Annotated in this window: 18 protein-coding genes and 1 pseudogene; 8 read left to right on the forward strand and 11 right to left on the reverse strand. The window is 42.1% G+C overall.

What is annotated here, in order from left to right:
* The first annotated feature begins 60 nt into the window (after positions 1-60).
* The 3 genes from FRX45_RS14410 (at position 61) to FRX45_RS14420 (ending at position 2,238) form a co-directional block, all read left to right on the forward strand.
* Complete coding sequence (locus FRX45_RS14410; protein WP_152269146.1) at positions 61-990, forward strand: malate dehydrogenase; 930 nt, start codon at positions 61-63, stop codon at positions 988-990.
* Positions 991-1,225: 235 nt separating this feature from the next.
* Entirely contained in the window at positions 1,226-1,786 is a 561-nt protein-coding gene (locus FRX45_RS14415) for a hypothetical protein (protein ID WP_152269147.1), read from the forward strand.
* Between the two features lie 173 nt (positions 1,787-1,959).
* Entirely contained in the window at positions 1,960-2,238 is a 279-nt protein-coding gene (locus FRX45_RS14420; RefSeq protein ID WP_152269148.1) for a hypothetical protein, read from the forward strand.
* Positions 2,239-2,247: 9 nt separating this feature from the next.
* Here FRX45_RS14420 and FRX45_RS14425 read toward each other — a convergent pair whose 3' ends face one another.
* From FRX45_RS14425 to FRX45_RS14440, 4 genes are all read right to left on the reverse strand, one after another.
* Positions 2,248-3,240 (reverse strand): glycosyltransferase family 9 protein, encoded by a 993-nt coding sequence (locus FRX45_RS14425; protein ID WP_152269149.1) that lies wholly within the window; start codon positions 3,238-3,240, stop codon positions 2,248-2,250.
* 104 nt (positions 3,241-3,344) lie between these two features.
* Positions 3,345-4,571: an MFS transporter gene (locus FRX45_RS14430; RefSeq protein ID WP_152269150.1), complete on the reverse strand. Its 1,227-nt coding sequence runs from the start codon at positions 4,569-4,571 to the stop codon at positions 3,345-3,347.
* Positions 4,572-4,584: 13 nt separating this feature from the next.
* On the reverse strand, positions 4,585-5,556 hold the full coding sequence (locus FRX45_RS14435; protein ID WP_152269151.1) for a DedA family protein: 972 nt from the start codon (positions 5,554-5,556) through the stop codon (positions 4,585-4,587).
* 116 nt (positions 5,557-5,672) lie between these two features.
* Positions 5,673-7,049 carry a dicarboxylate/amino acid:cation symporter gene (locus FRX45_RS14440; protein ID WP_152269152.1) on the reverse strand — a complete coding sequence of 459 codons (1,377 nt, stop codon included), beginning with the start codon at positions 7,047-7,049 and terminating at the stop codon, positions 5,673-5,675.
* A gap of 184 nt (positions 7,050-7,233) precedes the next feature.
* On the opposite strand from FRX45_RS14440, the gene FRX45_RS14445 reads away from it, so the two are divergent.
* On the forward strand, positions 7,234-8,877 hold the full coding sequence (locus tag FRX45_RS14445; RefSeq protein WP_152269153.1) for an amino acid permease: 1,644 nt from the start codon (positions 7,234-7,236) through the stop codon (positions 8,875-8,877).
* A gap of 211 nt (positions 8,878-9,088) precedes the next feature.
* Here the strand turns inward: FRX45_RS14445 and FRX45_RS14450 are convergent.
* The 4 genes and pseudogenes from FRX45_RS14450 to FRX45_RS14465 form a co-directional block, all read right to left on the reverse strand.
* Positions 9,089-9,580: pseudogene (locus FRX45_RS14450) on the reverse strand (cytidine deaminase); the annotation flags it as partial.
* 63 nt (positions 9,581-9,643) lie between these two features.
* Entirely contained in the window at positions 9,644-11,140 is a 1,497-nt protein-coding gene (locus FRX45_RS14455; protein ID WP_152269155.1) for a S26 family signal peptidase, read from the reverse strand.
* Between the two features lie 134 nt (positions 11,141-11,274).
* Positions 11,275-11,931, reverse strand: coding sequence for an alpha/beta hydrolase (locus FRX45_RS14460; RefSeq protein WP_152269156.1), 657 nt, complete (start codon positions 11,929-11,931; stop codon positions 11,275-11,277).
* 8 nt (positions 11,932-11,939) lie between these two features.
* The gene (locus FRX45_RS14465) at positions 11,940-13,103 is read right to left on the reverse strand and encodes a sigma-54-dependent transcriptional regulator (protein ID WP_152269157.1); all 1,164 of its coding nucleotides are present in this window, start codon (positions 13,101-13,103) and stop codon (positions 11,940-11,942) included.
* A 290-nt stretch (positions 13,104-13,393) separates the two neighbouring features.
* Here FRX45_RS14465 and FRX45_RS23315 point away from each other — a divergent pair, with 290 nt between their 5' ends.
* Positions 13,394-13,540, forward strand: a complete 147-nt coding sequence (locus FRX45_RS23315; protein WP_193311707.1) for a hypothetical protein — start codon at positions 13,394-13,396, stop codon at positions 13,538-13,540.
* Positions 13,541-13,547: 7 nt separating this feature from the next.
* Here the strand turns inward: FRX45_RS23315 and FRX45_RS14470 are convergent, their stop codons facing one another.
* Positions 13,548-15,629, reverse strand: coding sequence for a TonB-dependent receptor (locus FRX45_RS14470; protein ID WP_152269158.1), 2,082 nt, complete (start codon positions 15,627-15,629; stop codon positions 13,548-13,550).
* A gap of 79 nt (positions 15,630-15,708) precedes the next feature.
* On the reverse strand, positions 15,709-16,698 hold the full coding sequence (locus FRX45_RS14475; RefSeq protein WP_152269159.1) for a pyruvate dehydrogenase complex E1 component subunit beta: 990 nt from the start codon (positions 16,696-16,698) through the stop codon (positions 15,709-15,711).
* Between the two features lie 149 nt (positions 16,699-16,847).
* Between FRX45_RS14475 and FRX45_RS14480 the strand changes: the two genes are divergently transcribed.
* Together FRX45_RS14480 and FRX45_RS14485 are read left to right on the forward strand one after the other, a co-directional pair.
* The gene (locus FRX45_RS14480) at positions 16,848-17,597 is read left to right on the forward strand and encodes a DeoR/GlpR family DNA-binding transcription regulator (protein ID WP_152269160.1); all 750 of its coding nucleotides are present in this window, start codon (positions 16,848-16,850) and stop codon (positions 17,595-17,597) included.
* Between the two features lie 77 nt (positions 17,598-17,674).
* Positions 17,675-19,096, forward strand: coding sequence for a M20/M25/M40 family metallo-hydrolase (locus FRX45_RS14485; RefSeq protein ID WP_226805395.1), 1,422 nt, complete (start codon positions 17,675-17,677; stop codon positions 19,094-19,096).
* Between the two features lie 176 nt (positions 19,097-19,272).
* Here the strand turns inward: FRX45_RS14485 and FRX45_RS14490 are convergent, their stop codons facing one another.
* Entirely contained in the window at positions 19,273-20,325 is a 1,053-nt protein-coding gene (locus FRX45_RS14490; RefSeq protein WP_152269161.1) for a serine hydrolase domain-containing protein, read from the reverse strand.
* Positions 20,326-20,408: 83 nt separating this feature from the next.
* On the opposite strand from FRX45_RS14490, the gene clpB reads away from it, so the two are divergent.
* A complete protein-coding gene (gene clpB / locus FRX45_RS14495) occupies positions 20,409-23,054 on the forward strand; it encodes an ATP-dependent chaperone ClpB (protein WP_152269162.1) in 2,646 nt (881 codons plus the stop codon).
* Positions 23,055-23,129 lie beyond the last annotated feature (75 nt).

Genomic DNA, 23,129 nt, shown 5'->3' on the forward strand with positions numbered 1-23,129 from the left:
TTCGTACAAATACCTTTATTTTGCCGAATAATATTCTTCATTTATTAAATACATTGACTAATGAAAGTAACCGTTGTAGGTGCCGGAGCAGTAGGCGCCACCTGTGCTGATAATATTGCCCGTGCCGCTCTTTGTGAGGAACTGGTTTTGCTGGATATTAAAGAAGGTTTGGCTGAAGGCAAGACGACTGATATGATGCAGACTGCTGCACTGTTAAAATTTGATACAAAAATTATTGGAAGCACCAATGATTATACAAAAACAAAAGGCAGCGATGTGGTGGTGATCACTTCCGGTATTCCGCGTAAACCGGGAATGACACGTGAGGAGTTGATTGGCATCAATGCCGGGATCGTAAAAGGAGTTACACAAAATATTCTTCAGCACTCACCCGATGCCGTTTTCATTATAATAAGCAACCCTATGGACACGATGACCTATCTCGCCCTAACGTCGAGCGGTTTGCCAAAAAACAAAATCATTGGTTTGGGCGGCATATTGGACAGTGCGCGGTTTAAATACTACCTGAGCCAGGCCTTGTCTGTTTCATCCAACGATTTACACGGTATTGTAATTGGAGGTCACGGAGACACCACCATGATTCCGCTAACCCGGCTGGCTACGTACCAGGGCACACCTGTAAGTGCATATGCCGATGCCGAAACACTAAAAAAAGTTGCTGCAGATACAATGGTAGGCGGGGCAACACTCACAAAATTGCTGGGCACGTCGGCATGGTATGCCCCCGGCGCAGCAGGCGCCGACCTGGTTAAATCTGTTGTGAGGGACGAAAAACGGCTTATACCCTGTTCTGTGTACCTTGAAGGAGAATATGGCCAAAAAGATATTTGCCTTGGCGTTCCTGTAATTATTGGCAAAAACGGCTGGGAAAAAATTGTTGATTTCAACTTGAATGAGGAAGAAAAAGCGCTGTTCAGCAAATCCGCCGATGCTGTACGAAATATGAATAATGTTTTGAATACATTATAAACATACCTGATTTTAATACCGAGAAGTCTCCCGTGCATGTTGTTTTAAAAGATGAAACACGGGAGACTTTTCTTAACTGAAGGCAAGGTTCGCACGCAAAATTCAAACGTACACGCTGTAATAGCATTTTTTTAAAATAGCATTTCTGGCTATATTTAAGTTTTCCAATACCTCTTGCAACCTTTAGTTATCATTCCTTATCCTTACTGTGTCTGGCAAACTTAAATCAACGCGTATGAAGCTGATTTTACTTTTTACATTCGTTACCCTATCCTTATCCGCTTATACACAGGTTCCATTTAACAGGAATCCCCAGCTTAATAAAACCTTATCTCCGTTTTCCAATGAACGCATAAGTCCTGAAAAAAATTTGAAGATTAACCCGATGTTTAACTGGCACCTGAACCCTTATTCCAATGCTGCCATCAATCCAACGAGTAATGCACTGATCAATCCAAAACTGAATACAAAGGTTAATCCACACTACAACGAAATACTGAACCCCCTTAGATCATTAAGTTTAAATCCATTGATGAATGGCAACTGGGTGGGGTATTATTTGTTCGATAAAGAAGGCAATCATACAGGTTATTATGTGTGGGGAGATCAATTGGTGATGTTGTGTTTTGATCTGAAAGGAAAGTGGACGGGTTACCTCGTCCAAACAGACAATAAAACGTACAATTGTTTTGATTTGAATGATGAATGGACGGGTATGTTTGCCTGCACCGATTCGGACAGCGGCGTTAACCTGTTCAATAAGGAAGGTGCCTGGACGGGTGAATATGCCAAATAATGGATTTATATCTCATCATCCGTTTATAGTAGCGGTATGAGCTTATGCAACTTAGGATTTTGGACTGTTGATTTATGATAATTTTCTGCAAATCACGTAGTTGTGCCATTGATTGTATGGAAGGGATTGAATAATTTTGACTATTCAGTTTTTTCATCCTGTATCCCTTGACCATGACAAAATATCTTAATTCACCTTTGAAAGTTACCGGCAGTTTGCTCATGCTTGCCGGCTTATTTGTTGCAATATTTACATTCGACCAGTTCCTTTTTCTGGGGTTATCTGTTTTTTCTTTGGGTGTGCTCATCCAGGTAACCGCCGGCATTCTTTTTAAATCTCCAATGAAGTCGGGTGAGAAAAGATGGGGGGAAATAGCATTGGTGTTTTTCATCCTTGCATTCTTCGGTATCTTGTTGCTGGATTATTTGGGGGTAATAAAAATAATTTTATAAGTACTGCTTTCAGATTTTTTCCTTTACTTTCTCAACCATTTTAGCTATATCCTGCAAATGCATGCATTTAAAATGTTTTTTGGGACAATTTTTTGTTCCAAAATTAGAGCAGGGTTGACATGGCAGGTCAGGAACAATAAAATTGCTGTGTTTTTGCAGTAACCCGCTTCCATAATAAGGTTCCACATCCAGTTTCGGTGAAGTGCCTCCCCAAATGGCCAGTACCGGTTTTTGAAAAGCGCAGGCAATGTACTGCAAACCCGTATCGTGCGAAATAACCAGCTTCGCCTTTCTCGCAATATCAGCCGACTCATTCAGTGAAAACTTACCACAGGCATTATATATTTTTATCGGGTCAACGCTTGCAATGGCTGTTCCCGCTTCGCTGTCTTCTTTTCCGCCAAGCAGTACAACAGGGTGTTGTATTTGCAGGCAAAGCTCCTGTAATTTATATACCGGCAGCTTTTTTGTAAAGTAAGAACCTCCTATAACAATGGCGATATAACCCATTTGATGCGACAAAGGCAATTCGGTTATTTCAACTTCTTCTTCCTGGGGTATGAAATAGTCTAATCCCTTTCCATCATCTTTTACACCCAGCGGCAGCAATGTATTAAGACTTCTTTGCGATATATGAATGCCGGGCATCGTATTGATGCCCAGTTTGGTTAACAGGAATTTTTGTGCACTGAGCTTACGGTAGCTCAGCCACTTCGTTTTCATATCTGTTTCGAGGTATATACGGAGTGTCCGCCAATTTTTATGAAGATCAATAATATAATCATACCGCTCCCATCGTATATCCCTTATCGTTTGTTTAATATCTTTATCAAAATAATGGAACTTGTCAATGTACGGATTGGCTACTGTAACAGCTTTGAATTTTGTTTTGGTAAGGAAATGCACCTCCGCGCCCGGAATTTGTTGTTTGAGACAACGGATAGCAGGGGTAGTTAATACGATATCGCCGATGGAAGAAAAACGAATGATGAGAAATTTCATGGATGCTGCGTGGTTAGTTGGTCGGTTTATTGATTGGTCCATTCGTCAGGATAACAAGCTCTTTCGGTAATTTATAACCCAATGTGACGGCTGATAGCTGATTGCTACTCTTCCACATAATTCAAATCTTTACCAAAGGTTTCTTTTGTAAGTATGATAGCTGCTGTGCCAATTGCCATAATTATTATTGCCGAAATCCATCCGCCAGTATAAAAATCCGTAACATTCCGCAAACCCTGGAACAATGGAAGAATAAAAATAGCCAGCATCCCCCTTATCATATTGGGTATGGTTGTAGCCGCCGTTGCCCTTATATTGGTACCAAACTGTTCTGCACCCATAGTTACAAATATGGCCCAAAAACCGGTACCAAAGCCAAGTCCGGCACATATCCAGTACATTTGGGATGCGGATCCATTCCATTGAATGGTAAAATAAAGGATCATGAAAAAGGCTGTAATGGCATAAAAAACATACAGCGCCTTTTTGCGGCTTTTGAACCATTGACTTACAAATCCTATTATAATGTCTCCTAATGAAATGGCAACATAAGCAAACATGATTGATTTCCCGGGGTCAATTTTTTCGGTAATTCCCATATGCTTTCCGAACTCGCTCGAAAAAGTGACCAGCACGCCAATAACGAACCAGGTGGGAAGCCCTATCAGTATTGCAATCAAATATTTCTTAAACCGCTCTGCATTGCTGAAAAACATGAGGAGATTGCCGCGTTTTACGTTCATTTTTTTTACTTCGTGAAACATACCTGATTCAAAAACAGAAATGCGCAGCAAAAGCAATAAAAGCCCTAAACCACCGCCAATAAAATAGCAGGTTCGCCAGTGAAAATTTTCCTTAACAAAAAATGCGACTACAGCACCCGTTAAACCAAGCCCTGCTACCATTGAAGTAGCAATGCCCCTTTTTTCTTTAGAAGTGAGCTCCGATACCAAGGTAATACCTGCACCCAATTCTCCGGCTAATCCTAAACCGGCAATAAAGCGTATGCATTTGTATTGGTCTACCGTTTGTACAAAGCCGTTAGCGATATTGGCTATGGAATATAAAATGATGGACCCAAACAGCACACTTATCCTTCCTTTTTTATCGCCCATTACGCCCCATATAATACCGCCAAGCAGCAGCCCCCACATCTGCCATTGCAAAATTGTTTCGCCATCGGTTAACAAGGCCGCTTCGTTAAGCCCCAGGTCCTTTAAGCTTTCTATCCGGATGATGCCAAAAAGAAGGAGATCGTATATATCAACAAAATAACCCAAAGCCGCTACTATTACGGCAATATTAAAGACAGCGTTTTTTGGTTGGGTCATGGGGGTGTTGTATTTATGCTGTTGTTTTTTTGGTTTTTTTGCCGGATAGTAGTTTCCAGGCTACAGGTAAAGTGGTTACCACTACAATAATAATAATGATCATTTCAAGATGATCTCTTAACTCAAAACCAAATTGTTTTCTTACCCATATCTGCAAAAAATGCCCTGCGAATATCATGCTAACAACCCATGCCACACAACCCACTATATTATAAAACATGAATTTCTTTCGGTCCATCTGAACAATACCCGCTACAATAGGCGCAAAAGTTCGTATGATGGGTAAAAACCGTGCAAATATGATGGCGCCACCACCGTGTTTTTCATAAAAATCATGTGCGTCATTGAGGTATTTTCTTTTAAAAAGAAAGCGGTCTTTCCAATTATACATCGCAGGGCCTATTCTTCTTCCAAACCAATAACCCACCATGTTGCCGATAACGCCTGCCAGGGAAATAAGCGCTGTCATCAGCAAAAGGTCTATCCATTCATTCCGGATATGTCCAACACCAAACGTTTTAAAAAATTCATGCATCAGGCTGCTGCTGTATATTCCTGCAACAAAAAGCAAACTGTCGCCCGGAAGAAAAAAGCCTACGAATAAACCTGTTTCTGCAAACACGATAAACAATAACAGCCAAAGTCCCCCATTGATAATGTAAAACATAGGATTCATCAAATCCTTCCATGAAAAATCTTTATGAAGCGTAATTGTTTTTTTTTCTTTGAGAGCGGTGGCGGAAGAAGCGATATTGCTGTAACCGCTATGACTGATCACTACAGAGTCGGAGGGCGTTACCTTAATGGTAAAGAAGCCATTTTCATCGGCAAAATAATCTGTTGTTTTGCCAGCGTTGGTAATGGTGATATTATTCAGGGTTTCTTCATATTGATTGAGGAACTGGAGCCTGATATCCTCTTCCTGTGCAAATACCGAAAAGCTCACTATAAAGCAGATAGCCGTACCAATAATTCTTTTGAACATACTTGTGTTTTGAAGTTTTTCCATTTCGGTGGCAAAATTGCAGTATCTGCCGAAATAAATTGCTGATTTTTGTAAGCTTTCTTAAAGGAATGCTAAAAGAAAAGGTTAAATTTCTTTTAATCCGGCTGAAATGCCATTGCTTTATTATCGTCAAATTCACCTTCCCATCGTGCAACCACACAACTGGCCAATGTATTTCCAATTACGTTTACAGAGGTGCGTGCCATATCCATGAGCTCGTCAATACCATATATAGCCATAATGGGCCATAGTGGAAAACCAAAAGTTGAAGCTGTAGCAATGAGGATCACCAAAGATGCTCTTGGCACGGCCGCCACTCCTTTGCTTGTGAGCATTAGCGAAAAGCCAATTATTAGTTGTTCTCCGATAGATAAATGAAGCCCTGCCGCCTGGGCTACGAACACCGACGCCAGGGAGAGGTATAAAGTTGTACCATCTAAATTAAAAGTATATCCTGTGGGTATAACAAAGGATACAATTTTTCGTGGTACACCAAATTTTTCCATGTTTTCCATGGCTATTGGAAGTGCCGAATCGGAGCTGGTAGTGGCAAAAGCAATGGAAACGGGTTCTTTTATGGCCTGGATAAACTTTTTAACGGGAATTTTTATGAATAATAAGATTGGTAAAAGTATAAACAGCAAAAATGCGAATAGTGCTAAATATAATGTAAGCAGCAGCAGCAGCAGGTTTTTCAGGATGTCGAGGCCTAAATGCCCAACGGTTACCGAAATAGCGGCTCCTACGCCAAAAGGAGCAAAATACATAATGATATTAACAAACTTAAACATGGCTTCAGCCAGGCTTTCCGAAAATTCCAGCATAGGTTTTTTTCGGTTTGGGGCCAGTTTGGCAAGGGCGATTCCAAACAGCACGCTAAATACCACAATAGGCAATACATTGCCTTCGTAAATAGATTTTATAATATTTTCAGGGAAAATGTCTACAATATGATCCTGCCAGGTCTTTTCTATTGCAACGGGTAATTCTTTCAGTAAAGCGGGTGGTACCTGTATGCCCACACCGGCTTTTGTAATATTTATAAACAGCAGTCCGATAATTAACGCGAATGTTGTAACAACCTCAAAGTATAAGAGCGATTTCCAGCCCATTCGCCCCACTTGTTTGAGGTTGGAATGGCTGGCAATGCCTACCACTAACGTAGAAAACAATAAAGGCGCTACAATGGTTTTTACAAGGCGCAAGAATATTGTACTTAGAAAACGCAGATGCTGTGAGAAGGCAGGAAAGTCCAGGCCTATTTCCACTCCGATAGCCATGGCAACAAATATCCAGGTAGTAAGCGATTTTTTAAACCAGGCATATAATACAAGGCTTCCAATCAAAAGCCACCTGCTGATAAATAATACGTTGTCCGGAATTGTTACCCAGTGTTCCAAATGAATAAGATGTAAAACAGCAATAATGGTGAAGAGGGATAGCGCCAATAATCCTGAACTGCGTTTATTCATATAATACTAAACGGGTGTAAATTTCAAAACTAACAGAAAGTTTACGGTTAATGAAAAAGAAATCATTTTTTTTGAACAGGCGGATATAAAATCGTTTAAGTTTCCCTTTGTTTGGGGAGAAATCACTACTTTTCAATCTCATTTTTGAAATACCTGTAAAATTAACTTAAATACCACTGATGCTATGAGCTTATTTGTAAAGAAACCCATTGCAGGATTAATTGCTGAAGCCCAGGAAACAGGCCCGGAAAGCTTAAAAAGAACATTGGGCCCATGGGCGTTGGTAGCATTAGGTATTGGAGCTATTATAGGCGCCGGCTTATTTTCTATTACAGGTATTGCAGCAGCTAACCAGGCTGGTCCGGCTATTACCATCTCATTTATTGTAGCAGCATTGGGCTGTGCTTTTGCGGGATTATGCTATGCAGAGTTTGCATCAATGATACCGGTAGCCGGTAGTGCATACACCTATAGTTATGCTACCATGGGCGAGTTTATCGCCTGGATTATAGGATGGGATCTTGTATTGGAGTATGCCGTTGGCGCGGCAACTGTAAGTATTAGCTGGAGCAGGTATCTGGCTAAATTTTTAGAAGGATTTGATATTGTTTTACCTGTTTCATTAACCGCAGGACCGTGGGATGGGGGATTGATTAACCTTCCGGCTGTGCTGATAGTGATTTTGGTGAGCTTGCTGCTGATAAGAGGAACACAGGAAAGCGCCTGGGTTAATACTGCTATTGTAGCGCTTAAAGTTGGAGTAGTGCTGGTTTTTATTGTTTTAGGCTGGCAATACATCAATAAAGAAAATTATGTTCCTTATATTCCTGACAATACGGGCAATTTTGGCGAATTTGGTTTTAGCGGGGTAATACGGGCGGCCGCAGTGGTGTTTTTCGCATACATTGGTTTCGATGCTGTGAGTACAGCAGCGCAGGAAGCGAAAAATCCCAAAAAGGATATGCCCATAGGTATTTTGGGTTCACTGGCTATTTGTACCGTATTGTATATACTTTTTGCCCATGTAATGACCGGTGTTACCAGTTATACCTCTTTCAGAGGACAGGATGGTATTGCCCCTGTAGCTGTAGCTATTGACCACATGGGGAAACCTGATAGTACAGGATTAATTCACCCGGATTATCCCTGGCTGAACCGTGCTATCATATTAGCCATCCTGGGTGGATATGCTTCTGTTATATTGGTTATGTTAATGGGACAAAGCCGTGTATTTTATAGTATGAGCAAGGATGGCTTATTACCTAAAGTATTTTCCAATGTGCATCCTAAATTTAAGACGCCTGCCAAAAGCAATTTGATGTTTATGCTGCTGGTGAGTTTGTTCGCCGCTTTTGTGCCTGCAAGGGTAGTAGGCGAAATGACCAGCATTGGAACTTTGTTCGCATTTATATTGGTATGTATTGGAATATGGGTAATGCGTGTAAAAATGCCGGATGCTCCAAGGGGATTTAAAACGCCACTGGTTCCTCTTGTGCCGATTTTAGGTATTGTTACCTGCTTTTTTATGATGGCATTCCTTCCATTAGATACCTGGATCCGTTTAATTGTATGGATGATCATAGGTTTTGATATTTACCTGTGGTATGGTGTTTACCATAGCAAGCTTTCGGGCGGGCAAGCTCAAACCCTAAAGCAGGGCAATAAAGTCGTGGGGTATTGCGGGTTGTCTTTATCGGTGAGCTTAATTGTAATAGCTTTTATACATCATAGTGTTACAGGCGGGGCGGATATTTTTATTTTCTATTTTTCACTCATTTTTGCCGCTCTCCATGCCATATTATATATACTCAGAATAATGAAAAAATGATCGCGATAATTTTGTGCTACAACCGCTTCCTTACGGGAGGCGGTTTTTTTGTGTTAATAGTTTAAATGAAACTCATTTATTCTTTACACGGCACTTCTGTTAATACAATATTGCTGTCAAATTGAAGCGATGATCTATCCTTAAAAGCCATATTGCTATTATTTTCCTCCATAAGGTGAGTAGTGGATAGTGGATAGTGCGTGGTGAGAAGTTAAGTCATATCTGATCCTGAAAAATATAAAGGGAGCAGGACTTTTGCATCGTCAATAACAAATATCTCCCCTTCCATTCCACCCAATAATAAGCGGATGGGTTGCTGCTGACGCAGTTCGTATTCCAGCAGGCTTTGCCTGCAAATACCACATGGCGCCAGAGGACGTTCACTTTTACCATTGTTTTTATTGAAATAGCTGATGGCGATAGTAAGCAATGGTATGCCTGGGTATAAGGAAGCAGCTGCGGACAATAGCACCCTTTCGGCACATATTCCCGCCGGGAAGGATGCATTTTCCTGGTTGGTTCCCGTAATCGTTTTTCCGTTTTGTAATACAGCAGCAGCACCTACAAAGAACCGGGAATAAGGTGCATAAGCAAGTTGGGTTACTTCCCTGGCTTTTTTAAATAGCTCCTGGTCGGCTTCGGGCAGCAACTCAACAGCATTCAATACTTCGTAAGAAAAAGAAATCTGCTCTTTTTTCAACTGAAGAGTTTTTTGGTTAGATGATTCAGGTTAAAGGTTCATGCACTGATCACCTGTCACTTACTACTATTTTATCGCCTTAAACAACCGGCTCCACCTGGGGCCGCCATCCCAACTGAACCATATCAGAGATGCTTTTCCTACCACATGATCTTCGGGTACATAGCCCCAGAACCTGGAGTCCTGCGAGTTGTGGCGGTTATCTCCCATCATCCAGAAATAATCCATGTTAAAAGTATATTGGTTGGTTGGCTTACCGTTGATGATGAATTGGCCGTCTTTTTCTGCTAATGTATTGTGTTCGTAAACAGCAATGATCCTCCTGTAAAATGCAATATTTTCCGGTGTAAGCGTAATGGTAGCTCCTTTTTTGGGAACCCATATTGGCCCGTAAAAATCTTCACTCCATTTGTAATGTGCTGTATCATTGGGAAACACATTTGGATTAGATAGTTTTACATCTTTTGTCATGCTTTGTACATAGGGCAGTTTTTTCATCCGTTCCGCTTCCTCAGCGCTAAGATCAATCATATAATTCATATCATTGCCTACGAGCAGTTGCTGCCTTTCAGGGTCGGTTTCTACATGAAAATCCTCCTTTAATACATCTTCATCAAAATATTGCCCTTTGGTTTGCACTCCATAAAAAGTTGCGGAAGCTTCGGGCACATATCCCGGTTTGCCATTTACATACAAAATTCCCTCTTTTAGCTGCAGGGTATCTCCCGGAATGCCTACGCAGCGTTTAATAAAATTTTCTCTTTTATCTACAGGTCTTACTATTATATCATCTCTTTGAAGCAGGGCTTCGCGGTTGCCTCCATACTGGTCTCTCAGCACATCGTAATAATTGAGGTTCGACTGGTACTCGCCTATTACGGTATCGCCAACCGGGTAATTGAATACTACCACATCATTACGCTTTACCGGGGTTGTCCATAAACGTTTATAAGGAAGCTTAATCCATTCTAAATAAGATTTGCCGCCGGTTATGGGTGCGGTATGATGTACAAAAGGAATGGCCAGCGGGGTATTGGGAAGCCGTGGACCGTAGCTCATCTTGCTTACAAACAAAAAGTCATTTACCAGCAGCGTTTTTTCCATGCTGCCCGTTGGAATAACATAGGCTTCAAAAATAAAAGTGCGTATGATGGTGGCTGCAACCACAGCAAAAACACCGGCGTCAATCCATTCCCTCGCAGAGGATTTTTTATAATTCTTTACCACGGCATTACCGGCATATCTTTCATTTTTCGAATATCCGAGGTAAGGTAAATATACAAAAGGAACAAAGACAGTTGCCGCGTGATGCAGCAATGAAAAACGGCCGAAATGCTCTACAAAACGGATAAATATCCAGATCGTAATGAACTGTCCAACAATGGGTATGAACTGCAAAAAAAACCAATATCTTTTCAAAGGCATTTTTTCCACCATGCACCAGGTGTTGTAGAACGGAATCAATGCTTTCCAGGGCTCAATTCCAGCTTTTTTAAACATGCCATACAAACCAATAAGAGAACCAATCGTTGCTAAAATAAAAAGGGTCCAGCCTAAACTCATGTAACTCTGTTTTTATGAAGTTGCCAAAAATAGTATAAATAGCTGATTATGGGGATATGTCGTTCATTATACCAAAATGTTACGACAATGAAATCCTTCTTTTGTTAATTAAAGCTTAACGGCTATGCCGCGTGTTAAATAATATCATTCAAAATATCGGATACTTCTTTGGGATGCTGAAACACTAAAAAATGCCCGGCCGATGCGATGGTATGCGTTGGATGTGCCAGCGTGCATGGAAATATTTTATCGTTGCTGCCATGTAAATGAAACAGGTTTTCGGGTATCCATTCGTTTTTCCAGTTCAATACCTGGTGAACGGACCATTTCAGGTAATGGGGGTCTATGTTTTTCCTGTATTCGTGGGCTAACTTTTTTTCTTCTTCTGTTACGGCGCCCAAAAAATAATTTTCAACAGGCGAAAATAATTTTAACGGTCGAACAGCATGAAGGCGGCCTTTGGGTAGTATGGCATCCAGGCTTAATTTACCGGAAGCCTTCATCCACCGTGGAATTTCATGATGCGTTTTTACACTGCTGATGAGGATTACTTTTTCAATCTCTATCAGCTTGGCAATCTCTATGCTTAATATCCCTCCAAAAGAAACCCCTACCAGGATGGCATCTTTTTCTGTGATCCTTTCACTCATACGCCGGGCATACGTTGTAAGATCTTCCCCGCGCCCGGGCATGAGCCAATGCAAATAATGCACATTTTTGCCACCCCAGTTCAGCTTGCTGAAGATCCTTTCATCGGAACCTAAACCACATATGCAATATATTGTTTTCAAACCAAGGCTTACTTACCAGGAAGTACGTAACTATTTATATCTTCTGTGGTGATGTTTTTACCGGAAAGAATGACCAGCCTTTCCACTACATTTCGCAGTTCGCGTATATTGCCAGTCCAGTTGTTTTCCTGCAATGCTTTTAATGCATCATCGTCTATGTCTTTTGGGGCAATACCATAATCGGCGCATATATCTGTAAGAAATTTTTCCACCAGTAACGGAATATCATCTTTTCTGTCGTTAAGCGAAGGAACATGTATGATGATTACGCTTAAGCGATGATAAAGGTCAAGACGGAATTGTTTTTCATCCACTTCCTGAAGCAGGTCTTTGTTGGTAGCGGCAATTACCCTTACGTCTACAGTAATATCTTTATCTCCGCCTACCCGGGTTATTTTTCCTTCCTGCAGAGCTCTTAATACTTTAGCCTGCGCATTCAGGCTCATATCCCCAATTTCATCCAGGAAGAGGGTTCCGCCATGTGCCTGTTCAAACTTCCCTATGCGTTGTTTTACTGCCGAAGTAAAGGAGCCTTTTTCGTGGCCGAATAATTCACTTTCGATGAGTTCTCCGGGAATGGCGGCACAGTTCACTTCAATGAGCGGACCCTTGTTGCGACTGCTTTTTTCATGTATCCAGCGCGCCACCAATTCTTTACCCACACCATTTTCACCCATGATCATTATCCTTGCATCTGTTGGCGCTACTTTATCAATGGTTTCCCTGATTTTCAAAATCGGGGCCGATTCTCCGATCATTTCCTCTACCTTAATTACCTTCCGGCGAAGCACTTTTGTTTCGGTAACCAGGTCGGTTTTATCCATTGCATTGCGAATGGTGATCAGCAGCCTGTTCAGATCGGGCGGTTTTGAAACATAATCATATGCTCCCTTTTTTACGGCTTCTACTGCTGTCTCAATGGTGCCATGCCCGGATATCATTATAATGGGAACATCAGGATTTATTTCGCTGGCTTTATCCAGAAACTCAATGCCGTCTATCTTTGGCATTTTAATATCACAAAGCACTACATCGTAACTTTTTTCTTTAAACCTTTTCAGTCCCTCCTCGCCATCACCGGCCTCATCTATTTTATATCCTTCGTAGGAAAGGATCTCTCCCAAAGTTTTACGTATCGCTTTTTCATCGTCAATGATCAGAATGTTCGACATAGTTAGAATGACTTTTAATTGCTCAAAAATAAGGAATTATGAGAGGTTTCAGGTTTCAGGTCTCAGGTTTCAGGGTACAATGTTGCAGGTTGCAGTGTTGGAGGTTGAGGTTTCACACTCACCGCACTAACCACTTATCACTTGCCACTAATCACTACTTCACCCCTTTATCAAATGCTAAAATTCAATAATGCATTCGATGTTTTTCTTTAAAAACCTTGCACTTCATACCATTCACAGCTACATTTGCGTTAATTAATCATTATCCTGTAAAACTAAATGAATCATCCATGAAAACTCAAGTAATTAAAGCCAATCATGCCGTTGAAGTTCCTACCTGGAAATTGATCACTAAATTAGGTTTGTTAGCTGCTTTTTGTATGGGATTATGTTATCTTTTTGCAGTAGGCGTATCTTCTTTAGCTTCAATATTTTAAATTTTTACTACAGATTTACAATTAGCCCTCCGTAATAATTTCGCCCGGGAGCGGGATTGTAAAACCTGTTGCCGTAGGCATTAATATCGTTTCCCAAACTGTATAACTGGTTCAATGCATTGTCTATTCCTGTAAAAAGTTCAATAGAAAATGCATTGAATTCCTTTTTCCAGCCCAGCCTGGCCAGCAGCACCTGGTAAGAGGGGGCATAAAAACCATTGGCATCGTTTAAAGGAAGCTTTGAAGTTTGGGTAAATGAGGTGTTTAAATACAACCCGTATGCAGTGCTCATATCAAAGCCGCCCGACCAGATCGTTTTTGCCACACCTGTTAAGGCATTCCCCGAATAATCCTTATCATCAATGGAATAATCCGTAAAAGAAAAATCATTCAGTGTAATGCTCGTCCAGAGTTTTGCGGTTCGTACAAACGTAACGCTATTTTGCACCAGGATATATTCGGTAAATACTTCCACTCCCTTTTGATCGGTTCCCCCGGCATTTACAAAATATTCTGCACCTGTATCATTGATCCTTCTAACAATAGCGTCCTGCAGTTTAAAATGGTAAGCTGTAATATCAAATAGCAAACGATTCTTCCAAAGCTTCCCGCGAAGCCCTATTTCACGGTTCCATCCGTATTCGGGTTGAAGGTTGCTGTAAAAACTCCCTTCAGACGGTCTTACTTCTGCTATGGCAGGAGGCGAAAATCCTTTGCTGACAGATGCATACAGGGATACATTGTCTGTTATGCGATACAATCCTGCCACCCGGGGTAATAACTGTTCATCCAGTCTCTTTTTCTTCTTCGAATCATCCAGATCCGTAAGACGCTGATAGTGGTAAACAAAGAAATTGGTGCCTAAGCCTGCCTGCAACTGGAATTTTTTGCCCAACTGCCATTCGCCTTGTAAAAAAGGTAATAGTTGTCTTGCCCAAATTTTGTCTCTGAACTGAATGGTATCCGCATTGCCCCGCTGGTTGCCATAATTATTGATAGCTGAATAATTATACAGCCACTCCATGCCTGCAATAAATTTCAAATCGTGCCTGCCGGTAACAGTGTGATATACCATTTTGGTGCGTAAGCCCACATTGGTTTCCTTTCTTGCTTCGTAATTGGTAATAAAGGGATTTTTAAAATCGGTATAAGCCAGCATCAGGGAAGTGGTGTTGCTCCAGTGTTTATTGAATTTATACTGGTTGCTTAATCCGGCAAAAGGTGTTTTATTATAAATGGCGGCTTTTTGTTCTGCAGCGCCCGGCGCAGTTGGGGTAGCCGGCCTGGCCTGTCGGGGATCGGCCTGCATTTGCTGCAAGGTTAATCCGCCCGGTGTTTGGTAATACATATCCGCGTACATCAAAATCCAGTCAAGCTTATCCTTTTCAGATAACCGTGCCGATCCGTTCCATTGCAGTACATCCCTGCGCAACCGGGTGTTTTGCCTGTATCCGTCGGATTGCAGGTGACTTTGGGTTAGTGATGAACTGATGTTTTTATCCTGGTACTGCCATTGTACATTTTCACCAAACAGTCCGTATGAGCCTCCGTTAATCTGGGCCCGGAAATGATGTTTCTGAGCAATATTTTCCTGCAGGGGTGGTTCATCCGAATGAAGTATAACCACTCCACCGGTATTGGCTCCATACATGCTTCCTGCCGGTCCTTTCAATATTTCAATTAGCCTGATGCTGTTCTGGTCAACCAGGTTGAAATATGTATTTCCGCCTGCATCTGTAAAAGGTATATCATTCCAGTACACTTTTACATTCCGAACTCCAAAAGGCGAACGAAGCAGGCTGCCCCTGATGCTTAAACGGTAGCTGCCGGGCGACCGCTCTTCCATTCTAACGCCCGGAACAATGTTTATTGCTGGTACCAGTGATGCATTGGAAAATCTTTGTATATCCCTCCGGCTAACAGTCCCCGCCGACACAGGGGTTTCCAGCAGGCGCTTATCGGATTCAAAGCCCTTAATTACTACTTCCGTCATGAGCTGAACGGTATCAGGTTTTGTAAACGGCACTTTTTGCTGCGCAACAGCAGATAGTGATATAAAGAGGAGGATGAGGTATGTATTTTTTTTCATTGCGGTATCAAAATTATTCAAAAAAAATCCCGAAGCGCTGAACTCCGGGATAATATGTTTTCTGAATCCAGAAAGACGGTTATTTTTTTATATACATAACCTCTTTTACCAGCTTTACTGTTCGGGGAACATCCGGCAGGTAAGCAGCCACCAGGTTGGGCGCGTAGTGCATAGGTGCATCGGCGCTTGTAATTCTGCGAACAGGTGCATCCAGATAGTCAAATGCTTCTTTTTGTATGCGGTATGCCAGTTCGGATGATACGGAAGCAAATGGCCACTGTTCTTCCACAATTACCAGGCGGTTGGTTTTCTTCACCGATTCAAAAACGGTGTGCCAGTCTAACGGGCGAATGGTGCGCAGATCAATTACTTCTGCACTGATATTTTCTTTTGCCAATTCCTCAGCGGCGCCCAGTGCTATCTTCATCATTTTATTGAACGAAACTATGGTAACATCCGTTCCGGCACGCTTTATATCGGCCTTGCCAATTGGTATCAGGTATTCTTCTTCGGGAACTTCCCCTTTTTCGCCATACATAACTTCACTTTCCATAAAAATAACAGGGTCATCATCTCTTATAGCGCTCTTTAGCAATCCCTTGGCATCATAAGGGTTTGAAACAGAGATCACCTTTAGTCCTGGTATATTGGCATATAAACTTTCAAATGCCGTGGAGTGCTGTGCACCCAACTGACCGGCGGAACCATTGGGTCCGCGAAAAACAATAGGACAACCTACCTGTCCGCCACTCATAGCCAACATTTTGGAAGCCGTATTTAGAATCTGGTCAAGCGGCAGTACCGCAAAATTCCAGGTCATATATTCCACAATCGGGCGAAGTCCGTTTTGCGCTGCGCCTACAGCCACGCCTGTAAAGCCCAGTTCAGAAATAGGGGTATCAATCACTCTTTTGGGACCAAATTCATCGAGCATACCCTGGCTTACTTTATAAGCTCCATTGTATTCTGCTACTTCTTCTCCCATTAAAAAAACCCTTTCGTCACGGCGCATTTCTTCGTTCATCGCCTCCCGTAAAGCTTCACGAAATTGTATAACACGGTTTGCCATCTTATTTTCTTGGTTTGAGGAGAGCAAAAATATCAGTTGTAGGGCAGATAACCAAAAGGATATATCAAACGAATTTAAGATTTAAGATTTCTGATTTAAGATTTTTTGTATTTATTTCTTTTACTTTTGGGCAGAAACAAATTTAAAAAATGCTCAAACGCGAACGACAGGCATTTATCCTTCACCAGGTCAATATTCACAATAAAGTGCTTTCTTCAGGTTTAAGTGAAGAAATGAAAGTATCGGAAGATACGATCCGGCGTGACCTCCAGGAATTATCCGATGAAGGCAAAATCATTAAAGTACATGGCGGCGCATTATCCTGCTCATTCAGTCATGTAGGGTATCCTTCCGAAAAGATATATTCTCATACGCATAAAAAAATTATTGCCACCAAAGCGCTTAGTCTTATACAGGACGGCATGTTCATATTAACTACCGGGGGAACCACCATTGTAGAGCTGGCAAGGATATTACCGATGCAGTTGAGAGCTACTTTTGTATCGTGCAGCATACCTGCCATACTTGAATATTCCAATCATCCGAATATTGATGTAATTGTTGTTGGTGATAAGCTCTCCAAGAACTCAAAGATTACGGTAGGCGGAGATGCCATTGCTACGATTCGCCAGATCAAAGCAGATATTTGCCTGCTGGGCGTTAACTCAATTGATATTGAACATGGTGTTACAGACAGCGACTGGGAAGTGGTACAAATTAAAAAAGCCATGATTGAGTCGGCAAAAAAAACGGTTTGTCTTACCATTTCCGAAAAGGTAAATACGGTTCAGCCTTTAAGGGTTTGTGGCTTACACCAGATTGATATACTGGCTACCGAATTACCCCCCGAAAATCCGCTTTTACAGCCCTACATTAATGCGGGGATACAGGTGTTGTAAGAGATTTGTGATTTGAGATTTGAAATTTAAAATATCGCACTGGCATCGTCAATGCCTTCATATATTCTCGTTTAAGCATGAAATATTTTTTGCTGTTCATTTCCTTGTTTTTTTATTCAGTTGTTTATTCGCAGACCTCCATTAAGGGCAAAAATATATTTAAGCATATTGAATATTTGTCGTCTGATGCATTTCAGGGCCGCTGGCCCGGAACGAAGGAAGGCAGCCTGGCCGGGCAATACATCAAAGCCGCTTTCTCAAAATCGGGTGTAGAGCCACTGCCTGAGCGATACGATCAGCCATTTGATGTGATCGTTAAACTGGATGCCCCAGAGGGCAGTAATTTTATCCGCGCAGCCAGCGTAGAAAGCCTGCTGTTGAATAAGCAATACAGCATTTTTCCTTTTTCAGGTTCTGCTAAGATAGAAGCTCCCATATTGTTTGCGGGTGATAACGCTATTGCTTTTGATGTGCAACAGCATGAAAAGCCATACTGGATAGTACTCTGGCGCCATAAAACAGCAGCCCCTGCAACAGACAGTTTATCGGATTATGCGTTAAGCGTAAAAGCGATGCATCATGGCACAGCTGGTGTAATACTAATTTCACCCGATAGCGTGGATAGTAAAGATGTGCTGGTACGCCTGCGTCCCAGAAAGGATAAGCCTATAGCCATTCCCGTTATACAGGTTACGCGAATGGCATGGCAGCAAATGCAGGCGAAATTATTTACACGGGCAACTGGTGATGATAAGAGCTATTATTTGTCTGCTGAGCCTTTATCGGGTTCGGTAAATATCGAACCGCAAAAAGTGGTTGCTAAAAATATAGTGGGGATAATAAAAGGCAGTGATTCGCAACTGCAAAATGAATATATTGTTCTCGGTGCTCACTACGATCATTTGGGCTATGGCGGTTTTGGCACCGGTTCATTAAAGCCGGATACCACTGCTATACACAATGGTGCAGACGACAATGCCTCGGGCACAGCCGCATTGCTGGAGATAGCAAAGGCTTTGCAACGCAATCAAAAACATTTAAAACGCAGCGTAATTGTGGTTGCTTTTGCGGCGGAAGAAGAAGGTTTGCTGGGATCGCAATATTTTGCAGCGCATCTTCCGGTACCACAATCTGCCATAAAAGTAATGCTCAATATGGATATGGTAGGACACCTGAATGCCGAAAATCAATTGTATATGGGTGGCGCCGGTACTTTCCCGGGAGGAGTGGATTTTATGAAAAGCCTGGGTGAAGGTTCAGGACTAAACTTGGTTGTGCATGCCGGGGGAGTAGGAGGGTCGGACCATGTTTCTTTTTACCGCAAGGGTATATCATGCATCGGACTGCATACAGGCGGTCATCCGCAATATCATACACCCGCCGATGATGCGGTATTCATCAATGTTGCAGGGATTGAAAAAGTGGCGCGCTATATCTATAGTGCTGTATATGCACTTTCTGTGCGGGAAGGAGAGTGGAGATTTATTAAACAGGAGTAGGAGTTTGATGAAGAACCCCAAAACAAATCATAAGAACCAAATAAATCTCAAATGCTAAATTCGAAGGAAAATGCAATCTCAAACCCGCCTGCCGCACGGGCAGGTCTTGTATCTCAAATTTCAAACCGGGAGTCTCACAACTGATTACCCCCCTGAAACCTGTACCCTGTAACACCCTACTTCCCCCCGACAGCCTCATCCACGGCGGCTTTAAATTGGGTATACATTTCTTTTCCCTGCTCGTCAGACTGCGGTTTTACAAATAAAATGGCGGCATAATTGTTTTTGCGGTCAATATAGGGCCAGGTGCCCACAAAAGAAGGGCCGCTTATTACCGTGCCTTTACCTTCAGCATTCTCTTCCATTAGCCAGGCGCCCAGGCCGTAGTGCAGGCCTTCTGTTCCTTTTGGGGTATACTTAACCGGCAGGTTTGCGAACTGTGCTTTTTCCATTTCTTCAATGGCTTTTTCACTCATGATCCGTTTACCTTCAAACATTCCGTTGTTTAACAGCATTACAAGGAAGTTCATATAATCATTGGCGGTAGATTGTGCTCCCGCAGAAGGATTTACATATAAATTGTCGTAATTAAAAAAAGTAGTGGTTCTCATTTTTAAAGGGCGAAGCAGCTTTTCCTGCACCACACGGTCAAAGGTTTTGCGGCTCACCACTTCCAGCATGCGCCCCGCTATATTCATCCCAACATGGCTGTAAAAAAATTCAGTTTGCGGATTGGTTACAATTTCTCTTTTCGTTGCAAAAAAATCCACCTCTTCTTCCAGGGATTCAAATTTTGATTTGGGCAGCAATTTGCCCAGTCCACCTTTTTCGGCTTCCAAACCTGTAGTATGTGTAAGACAATGCCTTAAATTGATATACCCTTTCATATACTTAGCCAGAATGGGAATTAATTTACCGGCTTTCGTGTCTAATGTTATCTTGCCTTCATCCGCATAAATCATGGAAACGGCAGCAACAAGCCATTGACCGCTGGCGCCAATAGCCACCTGTGTTTTGGCATTAAAATCCTCACCAATTTCTTTTTTGTAAACGATTTTACCATCCTTCCAAACCAATGCAACTGCATGCCTGCCTAAAGCTTTCTCGCTTTTTTGTAGCATATCATCCACACCAGCGAAATTATACTGCCCCATAACAGGCTGTAAGAATAACATGAAAACCCCTAATAAGCTGAAATACAGGCAGGTTGATATAACTTTATATGACATAATTGCTGTCTTTTGTTTTTGGATTGTGTTTTGTGCAACAGAGGTTAAAGTTATTTGAAAACGAATAAAGGAAAACTTAAAATATGAACTTAAATAATTTCACCATTAAAGCACAGGAGGCGATGGCTAAATCGCAGCAGATTGCTTTCAATAACAATAACGCGAATATTGAAACTGAGCATTTTCTCAAGGCCTTGCTCAGTGATGATGATTCGCCTATTGAATTTTTGCTGAAGAAGAATAATGTGAATGTAAATTTTGTTGAAAGCAAATTAGACGAGAGCATTAATAAATTGCCGAAAGTACAGGGCGGAGAGCCGGCCCAGGTTATTAGCCGCGATGCCAATAATGTAGTGCTGCGTACCGGTGCCTTGCTCAAAACCTTTAGCGATGAGTTTGTAAGTGTGGAACATATCCTGCTTGCTATTTTGCAGGGAACCGATAATAGCGCAAAGCTGCTTAAAGATGCGGGCCTAACAGAAAAGGGCTTAATTGCCGCTATTAAGGATTTGCGAAAAGGGTCTACCATTTCTTCGCAAACACAGGAAACCCAGTTTAATGTACTGAATAAGTATGCAAGGAATTTAAATGAATTGGCCCGGCAGGGGAAATTAGATCCGGTAATAGGCAGAGATGAAGAAATAAGAAGAACATTACATATTCTTTCGCGGCGGAATAAAAACAACCCGATGCTTGTGGGCGAGCCCGGCGTTGGTAAAACAGCCATAGCAGAGGGGTTGGCCATGCGTATTGTAAATGGCGACGTACCGGAAAATCTGAAAAGTAGAATTATTTATGGTTTGGATATGGGGCAATTGATTGCCGGTGCAAAATATAAGGGGGAGTTTGAAGAAAGACTGAAAGGTGTGATCAATGAAGTTACAAAAAGCGATGGGCAGATCATTCTTTTTATTGATGAAATACATACGCTTATTGGTGCAGGGGGCGGTGAGGGCGCGATGGATGCGGCCAATATTTTAAAACCCGCATTGGCAAGGGGCGAATTGAGAGCCATAGGCGCCACAACTTTAAATGAGTACCAGAAATACTTCGAAAAGGATAAAGCTTTAGAAAGAAGATTTCAAAAAGTGTTGATTGATGAGCCCGGTGTGGAAGATGCAGTTTCTATTTTACGGGGTATTAAAGACCGTTATGAAACCCATCATCATGTGCGCATTAAGGACCAGGCCATTATTGCTGCGGTTGAGCTTTCGCACCGTTATATCTCCGACAGGTTTTTGCCTGATAAGGCCATTGACCTGATTGATGAGAGCGCTGCAAAGCTGCGTCTCGAAATGAATTCCATGCCGGAAGAGCTGGATCAGTTGGAAAGACAGATTCGCCAGCTTGAAATTGAAAGGGAAGCCATTAAGCGGGAAAATGATGAAGAGAAACTGAAAGCGCTTGCAAAAGAGATTTCGCTGCATAGTGTGGAAAGGGATACGCTGAAAGCCAAGTGGCAGGAGGAGAAAGAGCTTGTTGAAAAAATTCAGGCCGGCAAAGCGGGCATTGAAGCATTAAAAACAGAGGCTGAAAAAGCAGAACGCAATGGCGATTACGGAAGGGTAGCCGAGATCCGGTATGGAAAAATTCAGGAAGAAGAGAAAAAGATAGAGCAGTTTACCGGAGAGTTGAATGAATTGGCTCCTGAAAAAAGATTATTAAAGGAAGAGGTAGATGCGGAAGATATTGCCGAAGCGGTAGCTAAAGCCACAGGTATACCTGTGAGTAAGATGCTGCAGACTGAAAGAGAAAAACTGCTGAATCTGGAAGATGAATTGCACAAGCGGGTAATAGGGCAGGAGGAAGCGATAACCGCCGTTGCAGATGCCATCCGCCGCAGCCGTGCAGGATTGCATGATCCCAAAAAACCAATAGGTTCGTTTATATTTCTGGGCACCACAGGAGTGGGAAAAACTGAACTGGCAAAGGCATTGGCAGAATACCTGTTTGATGATGACAATATGATGACGCGGATTGATATGAGCGAATACCAGGAAAAGCACACCGTTAGCCGTTTGGTGGGCGCTCCTCCGGGGTATGTGGGCTACGATGAAGGCGGCCAGTTAACCGAAGCCGTCAGGCGCAAACCCTACAGCGTGGTATTATTAGATGAGATAGAAAAAGCGCATCCCGATGTGTTTAATGTGTTGCTGCAGGTATTGGATGATGGCCGCTTAACAGATAATAAAGGCCGCGTGGTGAATTTTAAAAACACCATTATCATCATGACCAGCAATATGGGCAGCCAGGTAATACAGGATAATTTTGAAAACGTAACCGAAAGCAATAAGGAAGAAGTAGTTGAGAATACCAAACGTGAAGTGTTGAATATACTGCGGCAAACCATTCGCCCGGAGTTTTTAAACCGGATTGACGATATCATTATGTTTCAGCCGCTGATGAAGAGCGAAATACGTGGCATTATCAATATACAGCTCAACCATTTAAAAAACCTGGTGTCGCTGAACGGCATTACACTAGAATTCACCGATTATGCGGTCGACTTTCTTGCCGAAAACGGTTATGATCCGCAATTTGGCGCCAGGCCATTGAAGCGGCTGATACAGAAAGAAATTGTGAACCAGTTAAGTAAAAGAATACTGGCAGGTGATATTGATAAAACAAACCCTGTTTTAGTAGATGTGTTTGATAATACCGTGGCGTTCAGGAATGAGAGTTCCGGTCCAACGTCTTCCGGTGAGAAGAGAAAGACTGCCGTTTCTTAATGCAGTGTCATTTTAATAGCATAGCGTTATCCTTTTGGGTAGCGCTTTTTTTGTTTATTAAGTCGCGCTGCGGTC

The sequence above is a fragment of the Agriterribacter humi genome, from assembly GCF_009192765.1.
GTDB classification, from domain to species: Bacteria; Bacteroidota; Bacteroidia; order Chitinophagales; family Chitinophagaceae; genus Agriterribacter; species Agriterribacter humi.